The following is a 15,967-nucleotide window of genomic DNA, read 5'->3' as shown; positions in this document are numbered from 1 at the left end:
TTTTTATCTCATCAATCCTTCTATCTCATCAATTTCTTTCGCCAATCCCTGCGTCAACACACGATTTCCACCTTTGGTAATCAGCACATCATCTTCAATACGAATACCAATATCCCAATATTTAGGGTTAATTTTATCACTCTTACGGATGTAAATACCAGGTTCAACTGTGGTTACCATCCCCACTTCGTATTTCCTATCCTGATTACCTTGCTGGTAACGCCCGACATCATGCACATCCATCCCAAGCCAATGCCCTGTGCCATGCATATAAAACTGTTTTAAATCGCCATTTTTTGCCAAAATCCCTAAGTTAATCAAGCCCTGTTGAATGATTTGTGAAGCAATTTTATGTGGCGTGGTAATGACTTCATTTGGTTTTATTGCAGCAATCGCTGCGAGTTGTGCATCCAATACAATCTGATAAATTTGTCGTTGTGCATTACTGAATGTGCCATTAATCGGAAAAGTGCGGGTAATATCCGCAGCATATCCTTGCACTTCACACCCTGCATCAATTAACAATAAATCGCCATCATTTAGCACCTGATTATTTTTAATATAATGCAACACACACCCATTTTTTCCCCCTGCCACAATGGGTGTATAAGCATGTTCAGCATTATATCTTCTAAAATTTCCATCAAAAATACTGCCCACTTCATACTCAAATAAATCGGGTTTAGCTTGCTGCATTGCCATTTGATGTGTTTCCACTGAAATATCTGCAGATTTTTGCATTAAGGCAATTTCATCGTCATCTTTAATAAGACGCATTTCATGTAAATATTTGCCCAACGACTGTGTTTTCGTCGTCGCCAAACATTCCATAATTGTATCGTCTAATGCACATGGTTTAAAATCATAATACACCGTAGTTGCATTTTTTATCAACTGTGGCAGTTGTGTTTTTAACGCACCAATCGGATAAGCTTGATTTACCTTCAAAATCTCTGGTGCAGCATCAACCCCCAAACGCTCTCCATCCCAAATCTCTCGTTTCTGGTCTTTTTCACGCAAAAAAATCGTATAATCCTCCTGCGAAAAAACTGCCACTGCCTCAGGCTCAGTAAACCCCGTCAAATACCAAAAATCACTATGCGGACGAAACGGATAATGTACATCGCCATTACGAAGTTGCTCTAAATTAGTCGCAACAATAACCAAAGCCCCTGCCCCTAATTGATTTAATAATTTCTGTTGTCTATGCTGATTTTTCATTTGTATAATTATAGACTGATGAAAAACCCACGACTATATCAAAACACCCAAATTAATGTTGATGAAAAATTGACATTAGATGCCTACGCATCACATCATTTGGCGAAAGTATTGCGTTTTCCGCAAGGAAAAAATATCACTTTATTCAATGGCGACGGGGCAAATTACACCGCAGAAGTGCTTCAAGCGAAGAAAGAATGTGTTGTCAAAATCTTAGAGAAAACTGAAAATTCATCCGAATCAAAACTCAATATCACCTTGGTGCAAGGTATTGCTAAAGGTGAAAAAATGGATTTTCTAATGCAAAAAGCCGTCGAACTCGGCGTCAATAAAATCATTCCCATCTTCACCGACCATTGCATCGTTCATCTAAAGGGTGATAAATTAACAAAACGCCGCCAACATTGGCAAAAAATTGTCATTAGTGCCTGCGAACAATCAGGCCGCTCCGTCATCTCAGAAGTTATTAACCCAATGAAATTAGATGACTTCTTGCAACAACCCATCACCCATGGCTTCGTCTTACATCACCGTTGTGAAAAGACTCTGTTAGATATAGAGGCAACGAATGAAGCCACCATCCTAATCGGCCCTGAAGGCGGCTTCAGCGAAATAGAAATCACTCAAGCCACCCAAGCAGGCTACCAATCTTTATCGCTTGGCTCTCGTGTACTCAGAACAGAAACGGCATCATTGGCAGCGATTGCCAATATGCAGTTGTTATGGGGTAGTTAAGAGTTTCAAAGCGTCCTGTATTGGAACTAAAGTATTAGACAATTTTTTGCGAATGGCAGAACCTGCGAGACTGTGGGCAGAGATTGTGCTGACGACTAATTGCTCGCTGACGCTTGCTAATAATAGGCGAGCTTTGATTTTTTCGTCGGTCAAGCCTAAATTTTCTGCAACTTGTTGGGCTTGATTTTGGCATTGTTCAATAGAGGCGAGGGGGCGAATCATTGGGTGGGCGACATAATTACCTAAGATTTCTAAAGTGCGGTATAAGACATGTTCTTGGTTGATTTTTTTCAAAATAATGGCAATGGTTTTTAGCATAATCTGCCCTTGTTTACTGTTGATGCAATCTAATTCTTTAATATCGCTATCCAAAGCAATCGTGTCATCACTATTGGGTAAATTATGGGTATTTCTCTCAATAAATCCGACTAAAAAAGCAGTTTTTCTTTGCCCTTGTTTCCACAATCTATCTTTTGCTTTTTGAGAGATTAAATCGCCTTGTAATAATAAGTTAGTGGTGTCAATCAGTTGTGTTGTATCATCAGTAAACGGTAGAAACTCTAATAAATAATGTGCAATTTGTTTGCCAACAGGGTGCTTAACGACAAACTTTCGAGTGAGCAAAAATCGTCCGATTTCCGCTTGTTGGTCGGTATTAGTGGCACACCACCAAACCAAATCTAATACTTCATCGTCTAAATTTTGAGAATTTGATACGGCAACTACGGCTTCGATATTGCCAATTTTTAACAATGATTTTAGATTGGCAGATTCTACTTGCCCCATTCTTGACCAGCGTTTTAGATAGGATGGGTAGCCGCCCATACCGCCCAAAATTTGAGTGACTAGTAATTTTTGCACGGCTTCAATATATTTGCTGCTGTCTCCAGTTGGAGTGAGGGCGATGGTTTGTTCTTTTTTGTCTGCAGTTAAGCCGACCACGACTAGTTTATAGACATCAATACGAATGGCATCGCAGGTTGCCATTAACACATTGAGTTTGAGTGTATCTTCAGGTGTGAGCATTGAAATATTTATTGATTTGTGAGAGAGATGCTGATGCTAAAGCATCTTTAAAAATAACGATAGAACTTTTGCCAGTGCTAATAATAGCTAAAAAATTAGATTGGTATTCAAGGTGAAAAATAGAATATTGTTGAGTGGAATTATCATTTTTTGTTACAGTCAATTTATCCACATCTAGCGATATTCCCACAACAGATTTTGGATGAGTAAGCCATAAAAATCTCGGGAAAAAATAAATTAACCACAGTGATAAAGCGATACTAACAGTAAGACTGAACCAAATATTATAAAAATAATGCCATGCTGAAAATATGCCCAATAAATAGACAACAAGACTAGAAGCCAGATAAGTTTTTGATGTTTGAATTTTAATATTTAGCGTATCACTCATTGTCTAACTCAAAGCCTATTTTTTGAGCACGGTCAAAAGCAGAGCGCATTGCGCGAGCAACCACCGCTTCAAAATCTTGATTTTGAAAAGATTCAATTGCCGCTTGTGTTGTGCCATTTTTTGAGGTTACTTTGGCACGCAGTTGATAAGGGGAGCCCTCACTTTGGTCTGCCATCATACTTGCACCTAATGCTGTTTGAATGCTGAGTTGCTTGGCAGTTTCTTCATTAAGCCCCAATGCAGTGCCAGTATGTGCCATAGCTTCAATCATCAAAAAGAAATATGCTGGACCACTGCCTGAGAGTGCTGTTACTGCATCTAGCATTTGTTCGTTTGCCACCCAAAAACACTTGCCAACAGAGCCAAGAATTTGTTCGGTTAACACCTTTTGTTCAGCACTAACTGCCTCATTTGCCATCATACCCGTTGCTCCCATACCCAATAATGCAGGGGTGTTGGGCATAGCACGCACAATAGGTGCCCAACCAAGCCAGTGGGCAATACTGGTTGATTTAGCACCAGCAACAATAGAAATTATGAGCGGCTTGTGAATAATATGTGCTTGCAACTCCTTGCAAACCGTTGCAAGGATTTGTGGCTTAACGGCAAAAACAATCACTTCACATTGATTAGCCAGTTGCGTATTATCGCTAAAGGTTTCAATACCAAAGTCTATCTCCCTCTGTGATAATAGGGTTGCGTTTTTGTCACTCACTTTGATGTTTTGTGCCGAAAATCCGCCGTCAATTAAACCAGAAATTAACGCATACGCCATATTTCCTGCACCAATAAAACCGATTGTTGTTGTCTTTTCCATTTAAAATAACTTGCTCAACTATTAAGATTGACTATTCTACCTAAAAAAGGATAATATGAAAAAATTTAACCCAAAACTAATTATGATTGATGTTGATGGCACTTTAGTTGACAGTGTGCCAGACTTGGCTTATTGCGTTGATGAACTAATGGTGGCAATGGGTAGAGAGAAATGGGGTGAGGCAAAAGTGCGTCACTGGGTCGGTAATGGTGTGCCAAAATTGGTAGAGCGTTCGTTGACGGGTGAGTTGGAAGGTGTAGCTAACAAGGATGATTATGATAAGGCTTACCCGATTTTTTTAGCGTTGTATGCAGAAAATACTTCGGGTCGTTCGTCGTTATATGCAGGGGTAAAAGAAGGTTTGGATTATTTGCAAGCACAAGGCTACACACTAGGCTGTGTAACTAATAAAGCCGAGCAATTTACCTTGCCAATTTTAAAAGATCTGGGTGTTTTTGATTATTTTGATATTGTTATTTCAGGCGATACTTTGGCTAAAAAGAAACCCGACCCATTACCACTTTTCCATGCAGCAGAATTTTTTGGCATTGACCCAAAAGACTCAATGATGTTAGGCGATTCAATCAGTGATGTTAAAGCCTCACGCGGGGCAGGGTTTGAGATTATTTGTATGTCATACGGCTATAATCACGGCAATGATATTGCTGATGCTAATCCCGATTTGGTGATTGATTCCATGGTTGAGCTCAAACAATACTTATAGAGACCTTTGCATAAATATGAATAATCATCAAAACGCCATCTTTCATCAAATTACAAACTTTTTAAAAACACCCTTAGCCCTGCTAGGAGTGGATTTAAAAAATTTCCAATTTAATAAAATCTGTCATTTTGCTAATCATCCCTATTTATGCAAAGGTCTCTTATAAATGCTTTTGCACACATTTGACCAACAACACATTTGGCATCCCTATGCCAAAGTCCCCAACAGCGTCCCCCCACATTTGGTTGAATCTGCTGATGGCGTTTATTTAACGCTGGCGGGGGGTAAACGAGTGATTGATGGGATGAGTTCGTGGTGGGCAACCATTCATGGCTATAATCATCCTGTTTTAAATCAAGCGGTTAATAAACAATTAACAAAAATGTCGCATGTGATGTTTGGTGGCTTAACCCACCAACCCGCCATCGACCTCGCTAAAACCCTCATCGAAATCACGCCCGACAACTTAACCAAAGTATTCTTCACCGACTCTGGCTCCATCGCCGTTGAAGTCGCCTTCAAAATGTCCATACAATATTGGCACAACAAACACCAGCCTAATAAGCAAAAATTCATCACCATTCGTGGCGGTTATCACGGAGATTCATTTGGTGCAATGAGCGTTTGCGACCCTGATAACGGTATGCATCATTTATTTAACGATATTTTGACACAACAATATTTTGTCAAAAGCCCTTCAATGGTGGCAATGGACGAAGCACTTGCCGATTTAGAACAAACCTTAATTAAAAACGCCCATTCAATCGCCGCCATGATTTTAGAGCCCGTAGTGCAAAGTGCCGGTGGAATGAGAATCTACAACCCACAATATTTAATCAAAGCAAAAGCACTATGTAAACAACACAAAGTGCTATTTATCTTAGATGAAATTGCCACAGGTTTTGGCAGAACAGGTGAACTATTTGCCCTAGAATATGTTGACATTGAACCCGATATTTTATGCCTTGGCAAAGCCCTAACAGGCGGCTATATGACCCTCGCCGCCACCCTCACCAGCGATAAAGTTGCCACCAGCGTCGCCACTTTAATGCACGGCCCCACCTTTATGGCAAACCCACTCGCCTGTGCCGTGGCAAATGCCAGCATTGAACTATTACTCAATCAACCATGGCAAGACAACATCGCTCGCATTGAAAAACATTTTTACACACATTTATCCCCACTTAGTCAAAATGAAAAAGTAGATAATGTCCGTATTTTAGGCGCAATCGGCGTGATTGAAATGGCAGATGAAATTGACATTCAAAAAGTCCAAAACCAACTGATTGAAAACGGCGTTTGGCTTCGACCATATGGTAAATTACTCTACACTATGCCTGCGTTTATCATCACCGATGAGGAACTTTTGACGCTTACTAAAGCGATTAAAACAGTTGTTAAGTGTTGGGAGTAACTTAGTTTTTTAAAAGGGTGGTGAAACTCCCCCAATAAACTGGACACTAAATTTTAACATTTAGGAGTCCAAAATGACAAGAAAATACACAGCCTTCACCAAAGCCTTTAAACTAGAAACCCTAGCACTAGCAAATCAACCAAATACTTGCATTGCACAGCTTGCAAGAGATTTAGGTTTACGCAGAAACATGATCTACAAATGGAGGATTGAATTGAAGCAAAAACAAGATAAAGCCTTTAAAAGAACCGCCGATACTGCCAACACAGCACATCACAAAGCAACACATTCGGCGTTATTAAAGCAAAACAAACAACTTGCAAAAGACCTTAAACTGGCTCAAATGGAGGTAGAAATCCTAAAAAAGGCTCAAGCCTTCTTCAAAGGTCAAAACAGTTAAGATTTAAGTTTATCGCCTCAGAGGCGATAAACTACCCAATCACTGTTTTGTGTCGCTGTATGCAGGTATCCAAGAGCGGATACTACTACTGGAAGCATACACCACAAAGCCCTAGAAGTAGGCAGAACGATAAAATCGTATTACAAATCATTCAAGCCTTTAAAAATAGTAGGCAAACCTATGGTTCGCCTAGGATTTATCACGAACTAAAAGCCCAAGGCGTTAAGGTTAGCCTGAATAAGGTGGCGAGGCTGATGAACAAAAACAACATATATGCCCATTTTAGTATTCGCCATAAAAAGGCAAAAATACCTAGAAACAATATTAACTTTGCTAATAGAGACCTTTGCATAAATATGAATAATCATCAAAACGCCATCTTTCATCAAATTACAAACTTTTTAAAAACACCCTTAGCCCTGCTAGGAGTGGATTTAAAAAATTTCCAATTTAATAAAATCTGTCATTTTGCTAATCATCCCTATTTATGCAAAGGTCTCAATAATATACTGAACAGGGAATTTATTGCAACAACACCCAATAGCAAATGGGTAAGCGACACTACCTTTGTTTGGACGCAGCAAGGTTGGTTGTATTTAGCAACTGTGATTGATTTATACTCACGCAAAGTTGCTGGTTGGTCAATGGGCAAGAATAATGACACAGCGCTCGTAATTGACGCCCTGAGCATGGCAATCAAAAACAAGCCAAGACAACAGCAAGTATTGCTACATTCAGATCAAGGTTCTACTTACAGGGCTTATGAGTATTTAGCATTATTTAAAGCAAATAACATTACCCAAAGCATGAGTAGAAAAGGAGAATGCTATGATAATGCAGTTGCTGAGAGCTTTTTTAACACACTCAAAACCGAGCTAGTCAATCAACAAACCTACCAAACCAGAGCGCAAGCAACAAGTGCAATCTTTGAATATATTGAAGTGTTTTACAACAAGATTAGACGACATTCAACGGTTGGTTATTATTCACCCAGTGATTATGAACAAGCGTTTTATAAGGAGAATCACCCAACTTAACAAAAGCCTTTTAGGCTTAAGTTGGGTTGGCTTCGCCAATTTGGGGGGGCAAGCCCCCAAACCCCATTGTTCAATCAAAAAGAACAAGGGTATAATTTATCAAAGTGGTGTCCAGTCAAGTGGGGGAACCGCAGCCTGTCCCCATTTATTCCCTGACTCTCACATGGGTACAGTTTTTTGGAAAAGTGATAAAAGTCCAGAGAAAAATGACTTTGTTTATTTTAATTTTCAGCACGAATTATTGCCAAAAAATTTAAAAGTTTTATCTAAAAAAATAGTCTGTATTGGAGGTGAGAGTCTAAAAATTGATGACCAATTTATTACATGCCAGGATAAAAAATATCCAATCAAACGCAATAAAAAAAACAGGTAGCGGAAAGACGATAAAACAGTTTTATTATGATGACATTGTACCTCAGAATAAAGCCATTTTATGGGGGTCAAATATTGAAAGTTTTGATAGTCGATACTGGGGATTTATTGATTATAATAAACTTAATAAAATGAAATTAATTTGGTAGAAAATGTTTATTGCAAAGTATCAAGATGAATATATTAATGCTATTATTTTTTTAGAGCGGTTCGGTGCTAATTTTAAAGAGCACAAAAGAAAAAATATAGTAGCAAAGTGCCCAAGTTGTGATTACGACCTTACTCTGTGTGCCGCTTCTAGCGATACCATAACAACTCATTTTTCTCATTCAAAACAAAATACCAACTGCCCTATTGTTAATGCCAATAAAAGAAAAATACTTCACTTAAGTAAATTTGAAAAACACCCTATATCTAATTTAAAGCTAAGACATAAAATTGCTAATGATAACGAACTATTATTAAATATTTATATTCGCTGCAATGTATTGTCTAATTGGGAAAGTGATAAGGGAAATTTAAGCGTAGATCAATTCTGCCAGTTGCTTATATTGTCAGTAGAGGCAAATATTTGGAGGTTGAAAGAAATGTCAATTATCACACTGCCTTATATTTTGGTCCAATTAAGTGATTATCCTATACAAGTTGCCAGATATGATATTCAAAAAACAGATAAAAATCAATTTAGATTTATCCTTTCGCAAAAAGACAAAAGAGATAAAACAAAGGCTTTTACTAATTATTTCCTCCATAAAAATACGCTAACTGGGGATTTCATTAAAGGCTGCAATATCCCTACTCCTCCAGTTGAGAATATTACACAAAGAACAATTGATTTTTTTAGAAAAAATATTGGAAACAAGCTGTTTAAAGTAGCACCTAAAATACTTTTTTAATATAATAATATAAAAACTATTATATTATTATGTATAATTAATACTATGAAAAATGTTAATCATATAGAGACCTTTGCATAAATAGGGATGATTAGCAAAATGACAGATTTTATTAAATTGGAAATTTTTTAAATCCACTCCTAGCAGGGCTAAGGGTGTTTTTAAAAAGTTTGTAATTTGATGAAAGATGGCGTTTTGATGATTATTCATATTTATGCAAAGGTCTCATATAGTAAATAATAAGCAACAAGCGATATTCTTGGCTAAAAAACAACTGCCAGAGCTGGTTTATGATGTTGTAAATTTAGAAGGTATTAATTACACCATCCCCGAAATAATGACCCTGCTTGACGGCATTACCGTTGGTGGTAGAAAGCAAGGAGACGAGCTTATTGCAAATATTTTTATTAGATTGTGATGGCATTACTCAAGATAAGTTGATTTACAATGCTGTTTTAAAAATAATACAATAATAATGAAAAATATTAATATAAAAACAACACTATTTACAATCTCAATGTTAAGTACATTTTTTTTACAAGGTTGTGGTGGTGCATATAATGTCAAAGATATAAGTAAATATGATTCTGCTATTAAATTAGCAGAGGTCGGAACAATGGAATTATCTAGCAAAGGCGACAATACATTTTTTAAAAGACCTAACAAGCTAGAAACACATGGCAATATAAACAGATTCTCTACTGCTTTTTTTTCAACAAAAGGGGTTTATGCTGTATATGATAGTTTTGAGAGTTATTGTCTGGGTATTAATGGTCTTTATGAAACACACTATAGCAATAGATTATGCTTAAATAAGAAAAATAAAAATGAAGGATATTTTTATCTTGATATTATTACTATTCAACACATTGGGAGTATTCCAAAAGTTCGTATTATTGTATCGGAGCCAATCAATAAAAAACCATCGACATCGATACTAGAAATTGCTAAAAACAACGCAGTTGCACAATCCTACGAAAGAGCAAAAAGAGCAAAGGAAAAAAATATGTTACTGGATAAGGAAAAATTAGAAGCTAAAAAAGATTTAGCAAGTTCAACACACGGTCGTGTTATTAAAATTGGAACCAAAATTTGTAATGTTTTTAATGATGCTCAAAAAGGCTTTACAGAAAAATTTGCCAATAACAAAATCCAAATTCGACTACTAGAAAATGGGAAAATAATTTGGGATGATACATTTAGTTGGTATGCCTGTAAAGGAAAAAATCTTGGAATTTAAAAAGGATGTTAAACTATTAATGCCTTCCAACTAAAATGCTAGTACTAAGTCTATTCACTGGTGCCGGCTTACTTGATAAAGCATTTCGTGAGCAAGGCTTCTGTGTTGTTTCAGCTGGAGATATTATTTATGGCCAAGATATTCGTGATTTTCATACTATAGCAGGCAAGTTTGACGGGGTTATCGGTGGCAGTCCGTGCCAAGATTTCAGCGGCTTAAAGCGAAACAAAACAAACTATTCTCAAGAAATGTTAGATGAATATATCCGAGTAGTTAAAGAAGCTGACCCTTCATGGAAATAATGGGGACAATAATGGGGACAGGCTACTTTTTATGATATGAAAATGATGGGGACAGCAAATGATGGGAAATGATGGGGACAGGCTACTTTTTATGATATAATTCCCCACTTTTACCCCAACACTTGAAAATGATGGAAATGATGGGGACAGGCTACTTTTTATGATATAATTCCCCACTTTTACCCCAACACTAAAATGCCACGCATACCAAGAGGTCAAACCCAAGGCGGAATCTATCATATTATCAATAGAGGAAATATGCGTATGCAAGTTTTTGATGATGAGGATGATTACGAGTTTTTCCTAAAATTATTAAAAACAGGGCTAGAAAGAGAGAATATTGAGTTACACGCCTATTGTCTAATGCCTAATCACTTTCATTTATTACTTGTACCACAAGGTGAAAATAGTCTGAGTAAATTTATGCAATGGGTGATGACTTCTCATGTGCGTTATTATCATAAGAAAAACAAAACCTCAGGACATATTTGGCAAGGTAGATTTAAAAGTTTTATTGTTGAAAAAGACAGTTATTATCTAACTTTGATGCGCTATATAGAGGCTAATGCGTTAAGGGCTGATTTAAGCAAAACAGCACAAGATTGGCAATACGGGTCATTATCAGAAAGAGTTTTTAGAAATAGAAAGATATTGAACAAGCCTTATGGAGAACTAGATAACTGGGTGGAATATGTCAATACGCCACAAACTCAAAAAGAAATAGATAAAATCAGAAACAGTATTAATAGACAAGCACCACTTGGCAATGAAAACTGGGTTATAAAAATGGCAAAGAAGCATGGTTTGCTGTCAACTCTAAAGGCTAGAGGAAGACCAAAAAATAAGAAAAAACTATGATAAAAGTAGCCTGCCCCCATTTATTTTCCATTTATTTTGAATATGTATGATTTTGAAGGCAATAGAACTGGATATGTTCCTAGCCGTTGAAATACGAAATTTAATCCCTATATATTATCTGATTATATTATTAAACAAGGATAAAAGTTATGGCTACTAAAACAAAATGCAGACCTACACGCACTACTAAAAAACCAGGGCCAAAAACGGTAAAAGTACCAGCACATACTCGCTCTAAGCCAAAGTCTTTACCGAAGTGTAAATAACACCTAACAAATCATTCCATCTGACCGCTGACGCGTCAGGTGATTTCAGGCGTTAGCACAAAATGGAGAAATAAATGCTTACATTCAAACAAGCAATGGATGAAGCTCAAAAATATAACAAAAGGCATGCACTGCTGGGCAATGGCTTTAGTATCTCCTGCCGCCCACATATTTTTGTTTATGAGAAATTATTTGAAAAGGCGGACTTTAGCAAATTATCACTAAGTGCAAAGTTGGCATTCGAAGCCCTTAAAACACAAGATTTTGAAAAAGTCATTAAAGTCCTCCGTGATGCAAACGCTGTTCTTAGTGCTTATAGTGGAGTGAAAACAAGCTTGATAGAACAGTTGAAAAAAGATGCAAATGGGCTTCGAGAAGTTCTTGTTCAAGCTATTTCATCAAGCCACCCAGAATGGCCTGGAGAAATTACTGATGAAGAATACACTTCTTGTAGAACATTCCTTTCGAGCTTTAACAATGTTTATACGCTAAATTATGATTTACTTTTATATTGGGCAGTAATGCACAATGATGATGGAGAAAAAATTAAATCAGATGATGGCTTTAGAAAACCTGAAGATGAATTTGACTCCGAGTATGTTGTTTGGGAAGCTGAAACAAGTAGAAGTCAAAATATATGGTATCTACATGGGGCTTTACATGTTTTTGATGCAGGATCAGAAATTCAAAAATATACATGGATAAATACTGGGCGACGGTTAATAGAGCAAATACGTGATGCATTGGAAAGAGATTATTTTCCTCTGTTTGTATCAGAGGGTACAAGTAATGAAAAACTAGAACGTATAATGCACAATGAATACCTTGCCAAAGGCAAGAGGAGCTTTTCGAGTATACAAGGAGCACTATTTATTCACGGGCATTCACTAGCAGAAAATGATGAGCACTTTTTGAAAGCAATAGAGAAAGGGAAGATAAAGCATCTTTATATAGGGCTATATGGAGATGAAAACAATGAGTCCAATAAAATCATTAAAACAAGGGCGAAAAGAATGATTAATAATCGAGCACAATCAAAACCCCTTCAGGTTTCATTTTATGATTCTCAATCAGCACAAGTATGGGGCTAAAGTGCTAACAAATAGCTCCAGCGGACAGTTTAAAGCGTCACTTATTTTGCATTCGCAAAAATGTGCCACTTCAAACTGCCGCTGAGCAAGGCGTTATAATTTTCTCACACAACAAACACACATAAAATATGTCCATTGAAAACATTACTGTAATTTCCATCACTTTTTTATTAATGTTTTGGCTTTTTTGGAAAGATCTTTCTAGCCATAAAGGCGACAACCATCAAGATTTTAAATCTATCCTTGTTAGTGCTGGCGTTCTAGGAACATTTATAGGTATTTTTATTGGTTTATATGGTTTTGATAGTAATAATGTTGCAGACAGTGTTCCAAAATTACTAGATGGGCTGAAAACAGCATTTATCACTTCTATTGTCGGTATGTTTTTGGCAATATTACTTTCCATTATTCAAAAAAATAAAAGTGGAGATGTTGCCGAAGATGAGATTACAGCTTTAAATAATATTGGCAAACAATTAGATAAGTTAAATTCTATTGATAGTAAATTAACATCTTTGGGTGATATTAAAAAGAATACTGAAATATTACCTCTTATCAATACAAAATTAGATTCAATTGATACCAATATAAAATCTTTATCTTCTGATATATCAAGCGTTAAAGATGAGTTAAAAATAAATCAAAAGGATTTGTTTGAATTTTTAAAAGAAAAGTTATCTGAAATTGACAACTCCTTAAAAGAAGCAGTTCAGACCTTGTCAAAAGGTGCTACTGAAGAAATTATTAAAGCACTACAAGATGTTATCAAAGATTTTAATGATAACCTTACAGAACAATTTGGTGATAATTTTGAACAGTTGAATGAGGCTGTTTTAAAAATGATTGAATGGCAAGACGCTTATAAAAATTCTGTGCAAGAATTTGAAGAACAGTTAAAAATAACTGTAAAAAACACAAATGAAAGCCATCAAAATACAACAGCATTGGTAAAAGAATTTGCTGAAACCAATTTAAAAAGTTTGCAAGATTTTGTCAATGAAAACAATCAGGTATTATTAGAAAATATAGACAAAATTAATACCACAACAACTCAGAATACTGACACGCTTATTACAAAAGTGGGGGAGTTTTCTAGTGAAATAAATAACTCTTTAAAAGAAAGCGTTGAACAAAATGAGCAAGCTAACGGAAAAATAAAAGAAAGTTTAATTCAATTATTTGAACAAACCAAAAATGCCGCCTTAACCACAGAAAATAATGCAAAAATAATTAGTGAAATGACAGGTAATTATGCCAAGATTGCAGATGTTAGCGACAAATTAGAAATTGTTATTAGCACTAATCAAAATCAAATACAGAATCTAGAAAAAAGTTTAAAGGTTTTTGCAGAAATTAGCGGTGAAGCAAAAGGCATTACCAGTGAATTAAAAAGTTTTTCCGATGAAATACAGAAATCTTTAACAAATCAATCCGAAGCACTAACGAAATTAACCGAAGAGATAGAAAGACAATTACCAGATTCATTAGACATATTAAATAAATCACTTACTTCTTTAACTACACAATTTTCCACTGATTACGAAAGCTTTTTAGAGCAGGTTTCTAAACTTATGAAAGCAAATAATATTAACTAATGAAAATTACAGGTTTTAGCGAATTGTGGCGAGCAGTCAATAAAGTAAAAATTGATATTATTGCCAAAACAGAAATAACATTGTTTGAAAATGAAGGTTTAGATACCGATTTAAGTGATGTTTATACTAGCCAAGAAGGTGAGTTATTTACAGTTTTAAAAGATGGTTCAATTAGAAAAACGATTGTACATATTTGTGATATTTCAAATTATAAAGCAGAATGGGCTTTGCCAAAATTTCATATTTTTGAATGTGAAACTTTAACAAAAATGCGAAATACAAATAGAGGGCATAGATACAAAAAGGCTTCAAGAGGCGATGGGCAGTTTTGGATGATACACTCTTCAGGAGGACAATATGAGTATTTAAACATCTGTAATTATAATTGCCTAGAACAGCATAATTCAATATATGACCGTCAAACAGTAACAAACTTTGATGTCAAGTCTTATCTAGATACGCCAATCCAACATATTCAACCGTATATTGCCAATGAGTTAGATATGACAACTATTCCAAGTAGTTATGCTGATAATTGGCAAAATATCTCAATAGAAAGAAAGCGGTATTACAAATGGATATGTCAAGAGTGTTTTTACAATTTAAATGATTGTAAAAAATATTTACATACTCATCATATAAATGCTGATATAACAAACAATAAGCACGAAAATTTAAAAGTTCTGTGTATTGAATGTCATGCAAAAGAATTTCAACACGGACATATTAAGCAAAAATCAGAATATAAACAATTTTTACAAATAAAAGAAAACTATGCAAGCTAATAGAGAATGGATAAGTATCTCAGATATGATGGCTGGGCTAATGATGGTATTTTTATTTATTGCTGTATTGTTTATGAGTGAAGTGCAGAAAGAACAAAAGGCTATTAAAGAAATAGCAGAGAGTTATCAGAATATTCAACAACAATTGTATAGGGATTTAAATCAAGAATTTAAAAAAGACCTTGAAGCTTGGGATGCTGAAATTCTAAAAGACAACACAATTCGTTTTAAATCTCCAGAGATTTTATTTGATACCAATAGCAGCAAACTCAAGACACTTTTTATCGCCGTATTAAATGACTTTTTCCCAAGATATTTAGATATTTTAACCAACAATAAGTATAAAAAACAAATTAAAGAAATTAGGGTTGAGGGTCATACATCATCTATATGGAAAAATGCTACAAGAGAGCAGTCATATATAAATAATATGTCTTTATCGCAAAATAGAGCGAAGTCTGTTTTGGTTTATAGTTATAACATTACAAATTCAGTAAATAATAAAATATTTTTAGAAAATGTTTTTCGTGCCAATGGTATGTCATTTTCTAATTTAATTAAAAAAAATGGAAAAGAAAATATACAAGCCTCTCAAAGAGTAGAATTTAGAGTAATAACCAAAGCGGAAGAAAAAATTTATGAAATCATTAACAAATTACAATAATGAAAATTATAGAATCAAAGGGGTCAGTATGCGGTTCCCCCACTTGACTGGACACCACTTCAATAAATTATACCCTTGTTCTTTTTGATTGAACAATGGGGTTTGGGGGCTTGCCCCCCCAAATTGGCGAAGC

Annotated in this window: 22 protein-coding genes; 17 read left to right on the top strand and 5 right to left on the bottom strand. The window is 35.6% G+C overall.

The annotated features are described in order from the left end of the window. Positions 1-3 precede the first annotated feature (3 nt). Positions 4-1,221, bottom strand: coding sequence for an aminopeptidase P N-terminal domain-containing protein (locus tag AB8525_RS06560; protein ID WP_369176983.1), 1,218 nt, complete (start codon positions 1,219-1,221; stop codon positions 4-6). A gap of 18 nt (positions 1,222-1,239) precedes the next feature. Between AB8525_RS06560 and AB8525_RS06555 the strand changes: the two genes are divergently transcribed. Further along, a complete protein-coding gene (locus AB8525_RS06555; RefSeq protein WP_369176981.1) occupies positions 1,240-1,956 on the top strand; it encodes a 16S rRNA (uracil(1498)-N(3))-methyltransferase in 717 nt (238 codons plus the stop codon). Here AB8525_RS06555 and AB8525_RS06550 read toward each other — a convergent pair. From AB8525_RS06550 to proC, 3 genes are read right to left on the bottom strand one after another with little or no spacing between them, the layout of a single operon-like run. Further along, positions 1,942-2,982, bottom strand: a complete 1,041-nt coding sequence (locus tag AB8525_RS06550) for a hypothetical protein (RefSeq protein WP_369176979.1) — start codon at positions 2,980-2,982, stop codon at positions 1,942-1,944. The two genes, AB8525_RS06555 and AB8525_RS06550, sit on opposite strands and share 15 nt — an antisense overlap. Continuing rightward, a complete protein-coding gene (locus AB8525_RS06545; protein WP_369150259.1) occupies positions 2,969-3,373 on the bottom strand; it encodes a hypothetical protein in 405 nt (134 codons plus the stop codon). Before AB8525_RS06545 ends, AB8525_RS06550 begins: the two co-directional genes overlap by 14 nt. Further along, a complete protein-coding gene (proC, locus tag AB8525_RS06540; protein ID WP_369176977.1) occupies positions 3,366-4,190 on the bottom strand; it encodes a pyrroline-5-carboxylate reductase in 825 nt (274 codons plus the stop codon). The genes AB8525_RS06545 and proC overlap by 8 nt, the downstream gene beginning before the upstream one ends. Positions 4,191-4,245: 55 nt before the next feature. On the opposite strand from proC, the gene AB8525_RS06535 reads away from it, so the two are divergent. The 8 genes from AB8525_RS06535 to AB8525_RS06500 all read left to right on the top strand — a co-directional run bounded on the left by AB8525_RS06535 (position 4,246) and on the right by AB8525_RS06500 (position 9,033). Then, entirely contained in the window at positions 4,246-4,914 is a 669-nt protein-coding gene (locus tag AB8525_RS06535) for a phosphoglycolate phosphatase (protein WP_369150257.1), read from the top strand. A 16-nt stretch (positions 4,915-4,930) separates the two neighbouring features. Then, a complete protein-coding gene (locus AB8525_RS06530) occupies positions 4,931-5,080 on the top strand; it encodes a hypothetical protein (RefSeq protein ID WP_369150108.1) in 150 nt (49 codons plus the stop codon). 6 nt (positions 5,081-5,086) lie between these two features. Then, positions 5,087-6,328 (top strand): adenosylmethionine--8-amino-7-oxononanoate transaminase, encoded by a 1,242-nt coding sequence (gene bioA, locus AB8525_RS06525; RefSeq protein ID WP_369176975.1) that lies wholly within the window; start codon positions 5,087-5,089, stop codon positions 6,326-6,328. A gap of 73 nt (positions 6,329-6,401) precedes the next feature. Next, positions 6,402-6,728 (top strand): transposase, encoded by a 327-nt coding sequence (locus AB8525_RS06520; RefSeq protein WP_369176973.1) that lies wholly within the window; start codon positions 6,402-6,404, stop codon positions 6,726-6,728. A 59-nt stretch (positions 6,729-6,787) separates the two neighbouring features. After that, positions 6,788-7,765, top strand: a complete 978-nt coding sequence (locus tag AB8525_RS06515; protein WP_369176971.1) for an IS3 family transposase — start codon at positions 6,788-6,790, stop codon at positions 7,763-7,765. Continuing rightward, complete coding sequence (locus AB8525_RS06510) at positions 7,728-8,138, top strand: hypothetical protein (RefSeq protein WP_369179077.1); 411 nt, start codon at positions 7,728-7,730, stop codon at positions 8,136-8,138. The genes AB8525_RS06515 and AB8525_RS06510 overlap by 38 nt, the downstream gene beginning before the upstream one ends. After that, on the top strand, positions 8,074-8,286 hold the full coding sequence (locus tag AB8525_RS06505; RefSeq protein WP_369176969.1) for a S26 family signal peptidase: 213 nt from the start codon (positions 8,074-8,076) through the stop codon (positions 8,284-8,286). Before AB8525_RS06510 ends, AB8525_RS06505 begins: the two co-directional genes overlap by 65 nt. 3 nt (positions 8,287-8,289) lie before the next feature. Then, positions 8,290-9,033, top strand: a complete 744-nt coding sequence (locus tag AB8525_RS06500) for a hypothetical protein (RefSeq protein ID WP_369176968.1) — start codon at positions 8,290-8,292, stop codon at positions 9,031-9,033. Between the two features lie 27 nt (positions 9,034-9,060). Here the strand turns inward: AB8525_RS06500 and AB8525_RS06495 are convergent, their stop codons facing one another. Continuing rightward, positions 9,061-9,243 carry a hypothetical protein gene (locus AB8525_RS06495; RefSeq protein ID WP_369176966.1) on the bottom strand — a complete coding sequence of 61 codons (183 nt, stop codon included), beginning with the start codon at positions 9,241-9,243 and terminating at the stop codon, positions 9,061-9,063. Positions 9,244-9,247: 4 nt separating this feature from the next. Between AB8525_RS06495 and AB8525_RS06490 the strand changes: the two genes are divergently transcribed. From AB8525_RS06490 to AB8525_RS06455, 8 genes are all read left to right on the top strand, one after another. Beyond that, positions 9,248-9,451 carry a hypothetical protein gene (locus AB8525_RS06490; protein ID WP_369176964.1) on the top strand — a complete coding sequence of 68 codons (204 nt, stop codon included), beginning with the start codon at positions 9,248-9,250 and terminating at the stop codon, positions 9,449-9,451. 57 nt (positions 9,452-9,508) lie between these two features. After that, entirely contained in the window at positions 9,509-10,273 is a 765-nt protein-coding gene (locus AB8525_RS06485; RefSeq protein ID WP_369176963.1) for a hypothetical protein, read from the top strand. Between the two features lie 35 nt (positions 10,274-10,308). Then, a complete protein-coding gene (locus AB8525_RS06480; protein WP_369176961.1) occupies positions 10,309-10,575 on the top strand; it encodes a DNA cytosine methyltransferase in 267 nt (88 codons plus the stop codon). Between the two features lie 195 nt (positions 10,576-10,770). Beyond that, a complete protein-coding gene (locus AB8525_RS06475) occupies positions 10,771-11,433 on the top strand; it encodes a transposase (protein ID WP_369149933.1) in 663 nt (220 codons plus the stop codon). Positions 11,434-11,773: 340 nt separating this feature from the next. After that, complete coding sequence (locus AB8525_RS06470) at positions 11,774-12,790, top strand: DUF4917 family protein (protein ID WP_369176960.1); 1,017 nt, start codon at positions 11,774-11,776, stop codon at positions 12,788-12,790. Positions 12,791-12,918: 128 nt separating this feature from the next. Continuing rightward, positions 12,919-14,385 carry a MotA/TolQ/ExbB proton channel family protein gene (locus AB8525_RS06465; RefSeq protein ID WP_369176958.1) on the top strand — a complete coding sequence of 489 codons (1,467 nt, stop codon included), beginning with the start codon at positions 12,919-12,921 and terminating at the stop codon, positions 14,383-14,385. Beyond that, the gene (locus AB8525_RS06460; protein WP_369176956.1) at positions 14,385-15,170 is read left to right on the top strand and encodes a hypothetical protein; all 786 of its coding nucleotides are present in this window, start codon (positions 14,385-14,387) and stop codon (positions 15,168-15,170) included. Before AB8525_RS06465 ends, AB8525_RS06460 begins: the two co-directional genes overlap by 1 nt. Beyond that, positions 15,160-15,834, top strand: a complete 675-nt coding sequence (locus tag AB8525_RS06455; RefSeq protein ID WP_369176955.1) for an OmpA family protein — start codon at positions 15,160-15,162, stop codon at positions 15,832-15,834. Before AB8525_RS06460 ends, AB8525_RS06455 begins: the two co-directional genes overlap by 11 nt. Positions 15,835-15,967 lie beyond the last annotated feature (133 nt).

Source organism: Candidatus Thiodubiliella endoseptemdiera, assembly GCF_964212635.1.
GTDB lineage: Bacteria > Pseudomonadota > Gammaproteobacteria > PS1 > Pseudothioglobaceae > Thiodubiliella > Thiodubiliella endoseptemdiera.
The sequence above is the reverse complement of the archived record's forward strand: the minus strand, read 5'-3'. Positions and strand labels throughout refer to the sequence as shown.